We start from the raw sequence: 3,530 nt of genomic DNA, 5'->3' as shown, positions 1-3,530 counted from the left end.
TGGCGGGGTGACGGAGGGCTGGGCCGAAGGAGGGAGGTGGGGATGGCCGAACGGCGGTGTACCTATTGGCCGGAATGTGAAGAGGAAGGGTGCGAGGAGAGGGGGGTCTGGGCGTCGGGCACTTGGCGGGTAGGGGACAATGGAGGCTCTGTCAGGGCGGGTTGCATGAGGGGACGCATGTCGGAGGCGGAGCGGGCGGGGACATCCCGTCAGGACAAGAGCGCACGTCTCCTCGCCGGGCGGTACCGGCTGGGAGGCGTACTCGGCCGCGGCGGCATGGGGACGGTGTGGCGCGCGGAGGACGAGACGCTCGGGCGGACCGTCGCCGTCAAGGAGCTGAGGTTCCCGTCGAGCATCGACGACGAGGAGAAGCGCCGGCTCATCACGCGCACGCTGCGCGAGGCCAAGGCGATCGCGAAGATCCGCAACAACAGCGCGGTGACCGTCTTCGACGTGGTCGACGAGGACGACCGGCCGTGGATCGTCATGGAGCTGGTCGAGGGGCGCTCGCTCGCGGAGGTCATCCGTGAGGACGGCCTCCTCAAGCCCCGGCGCGCGGCCGAGGTCGGGCTCGCGATCCTCGACGTACTGCGGGCGGCGCACCGCGCGGGCATCCTGCACCGGGACGTGAAGCCGTCGAACGTGCTGATCGCCGAGGACGGCCGGGTCGTGCTCACCGACTTCGGCATCGCGCAGGTCGAGGGCGACCCGTCGATCACCTCGACGGGGATGCTCGTCGGCGCCCCCTCGTACATCGCCCCCGAGCGCGCGCGGGGCCACAAGCCGGGCCCCGCTGCGGACCTCTGGTCGCTGGGCGGCCTGCTGTACGCGGCGGTCGAGGGCGCCCCGCCGTACGACAAGGGCTCCGCGATCGCGACGCTCACGGCGGTGATGACCGAGCCGCTGGAGGAGCCGAAGAACGCGGGCCCCCTCCGGGACGTCATCTACGGGCTGCTCACCAAGGACCCCGTGCGGCGCCTCGACGACGCGGGCGCGCGCAGGCTGCTGGAGAAGGTCGTCTACGCGCCCGAGGCCGAGGAGCCGCCGCCGCTGGACGTGACGCAGGCCGTGCCGATGGTGGCGCCCCCGGAGCAGGCCACGAAGCAGGCGGAGAAGCCGCGCAAGGCCGCCGTCACGGCCGGGGCCCCCGCGGCCGGGCGCACCACCGGGCCGGCGGCGGTCAGCGGTCCCGCACCGGCGAACGCCCCCGCGGCCGGGCGCAGTTCGGGCTGGCCCGTCATGACACCGCCGGACCTGCCCGCGCGGCCGGTGCAGCGGGCGCCGCTGACGGACGTGGTGCCGAAGCGGACGCTGGTGATCATCGCGGTGGTCGTGGTGCTCGCCGTGATCGGCACGGTCCTCGCGGTCAGCCTCAGCGGGGACGGCGGCGCCGACGACTCGGGCGCGGAGGGCGGCAAGCGGACTGTCGCGAGCGAGGGCGTCGGCACCAAGGAGGACGAGTCGGGCGGCACGCGCACGGACGGTGCGGCCGGCCGGTCCGCCGAGCCCGGCGCCTCCACCCCGGCCGGCCAGACCGCGCCCACCGGCGGCGCAGGCACACAGGTGTCGCCGTCGGCGGACAGCGCGGCCGTGACGACGCACCAGGGCGGCCAGGGGTACGCGATCGGGCTGCCCGCCGGATGGAAGTTCAGCACCGCGAGCTCCGCCGGGGACCGGTTCACCGGGCCGGACGGGCAGAAGCTGCTCGTCGCCTGGACCAGCACACCCAAGGACAACCCCGTCGCGGACTGGACGGCCCAGGAGAAGTCCATGCTGCGCGCGCAGTACCGCAAGATCCGAATAGAGGCGGTGGACTACCGGGGCTGGAACACGGCCGACTGGGAGTTCACCTACACGGAGAGCGGTACCTCGTACCGGACGATCGACCGGGGCTTCGTCGTCGACGACGACCAGGGGTACGCGCTCATGTACACGGCGAAGGCCGCCGACTGGGACGGTGAGCTGCGGAAGTCCACCTGGACGGCGCTGACGGAGAGCTTCCGGCCCAAGAAGTGAGACGGATGCTTCCGGGCGGCCCGTACGGGGGATGGACCGGGATATATGGCAACCGCTCTTTGCGGGTTGCCTCCGGCACGTATCGTGAGTGCTCGCGGACCGTACGCATCCGGGTCCGGGTGCACAACGGAGCGCGACGCGAACGGAATTGACAGACCGGGCGGCCGGGGGAGGCACGATGGACGACTACGCGGGTCGGGTGCTCGCCGACCGCTACCGGCTGCCGCTGCCGCCGTCCGAGGCGTACGAACTCAGCGAGACCCGCGCCTTCGACACGTACAGCGGCCAGGAAGTCCTCGTCCGGCAGGTGCCGCTGCCCGAGGTCGTCGAGGCGGAGGTCCTCGACGCGGAAGGGCTGCCGGAGGGGTTCACCGCGCGCGAGCGGGGGTACGGCGCCGGCGCGAGCACCCGCAGGCCCGCCGACCCCGTCGTACGCCGCGCCCTCGAAGCCGCGCAGGCCGCCGCGCGCATTCCCGACCATCCCCGGCTCGACCAGGTCTTCGACGTGTTCGCCGAGGGCGGCTCGCTGTGGATAGTGAGCGAACTCGTGGGCGCGCGCCCGCTCGCCGAGTTGCTCGCGGAGAAGCCGCTCACGCCGTACCGGGCCGCCGAGGTCGCCTCCGACGTGCTGATGGCGCTGCGGGTGCTGCACGCGCACGGGTGGGTGCACCGCAACATCACCGCGCGGACCGTCCTCGTGTGCGACGACGGGCGGATCGTCCTCACCGGCCTCGCGGTCGGCGCGGCCGAGGAGGCGCTGTGCGGCAACGACCCGGTGCCCGCCGAGGACGGGCCGCTGCCCAGGACCGTCTCCGTGCCGCCCCTCGGGGCCGGCGGCGTGGACCCCGAGGCCGCGCGACGAGCCGCGATCGAGGCACGCGCCGCGGGCCGGCTACCCGGCGGCACGACCGGCAACGGGACGTTCGGCAACGGCGCGACCGGGACGTTCGGCAACGGGACGGCGGGTGGCGGCGAGACCGGGACCGGTACGGCGGCGGGCCCGGCCGGCGAGATCGCCCCGCGCCCAGCGGCCCCGGAGACCGGCGGGGACATCCGCGCCGCGCGCGCCGGAGCCATCGCCGCGTACCGCGCGGGCGCGCGAGCGGCGGCCCGGGTCCAGGAGGCCCAGCAGAACGGGAAGGCCCTGGAGAGCGGGCGGGCCCCGGAGAACGGGCGCACCGCGCTGCCGGGCGCGCGGGGGGAGGACCCGCACGGGCAGATCGCCGATCCGTACGGAGTGCGCGGGGCGCAGGGACTCGCCGGCCCCTACGGCGCCGGTGGGGCACAGGGGCTCGCTGGTCCCTACGGTGTCGGTGGGGCACAGGGCGCCGGTGCTCAGGGCGTTCGGGAGACGCCGGATGTCGTCAGCCCTTACGGCATACGCGACCCCCGGCCCCCGCTCGGAGAGTCAACCCAGGCGCCCGTGACTCCCACCCGATGGAGTGACCTCGCGGCGGGAACCCCGCTGCCGCCCCCGGCCGTTGAGCAGGCAGACACCGCCCGTCCCGGCCACC

Annotated in this window: 2 protein-coding genes; both read left to right on the top strand. The window is 74.5% G+C overall.

Annotation, left to right across the window (positions count from 1 at the left end; translation table 11 throughout):
• Nucleotides 1-177 precede the first annotated feature (177 nt).
• Nucleotides 178-2,016: a serine/threonine-protein kinase gene (locus tag AOK24_RS33030; protein WP_063799557.1), complete on the top strand. Its 1,839-nt coding sequence runs from the start codon at nt 178-180 to the stop codon at nt 2,014-2,016.
• Between the two features lie 178 nt (nt 2,017-2,194).
• On the top strand, nt 2,195-3,530 hold a 1,336-nt coding region (locus AOK24_RS33025; RefSeq protein ID WP_159052065.1), incomplete at its 3' end, for a protein kinase.

This window comes from Streptomyces niveiscabiei, assembly GCF_001419795.1.
Taxonomy (GTDB): Bacteria; Actinomycetota; Actinomycetes; order Streptomycetales; family Streptomycetaceae; genus Streptomyces; species Streptomyces niveiscabiei.
The sequence above is the reverse complement of the archived record's forward strand: the minus strand, read 5'-3'. Positions and strand labels throughout refer to the sequence as shown.

Coding starts and splice junctions, on each gene's coding strand:
- AOK24_RS33030 (WP_063799557.1), top strand. CDS start 178: ATGTCGGAGGCGGAGCGGGCGGGGACATCCCGTCAGGACAAGAGCGCA.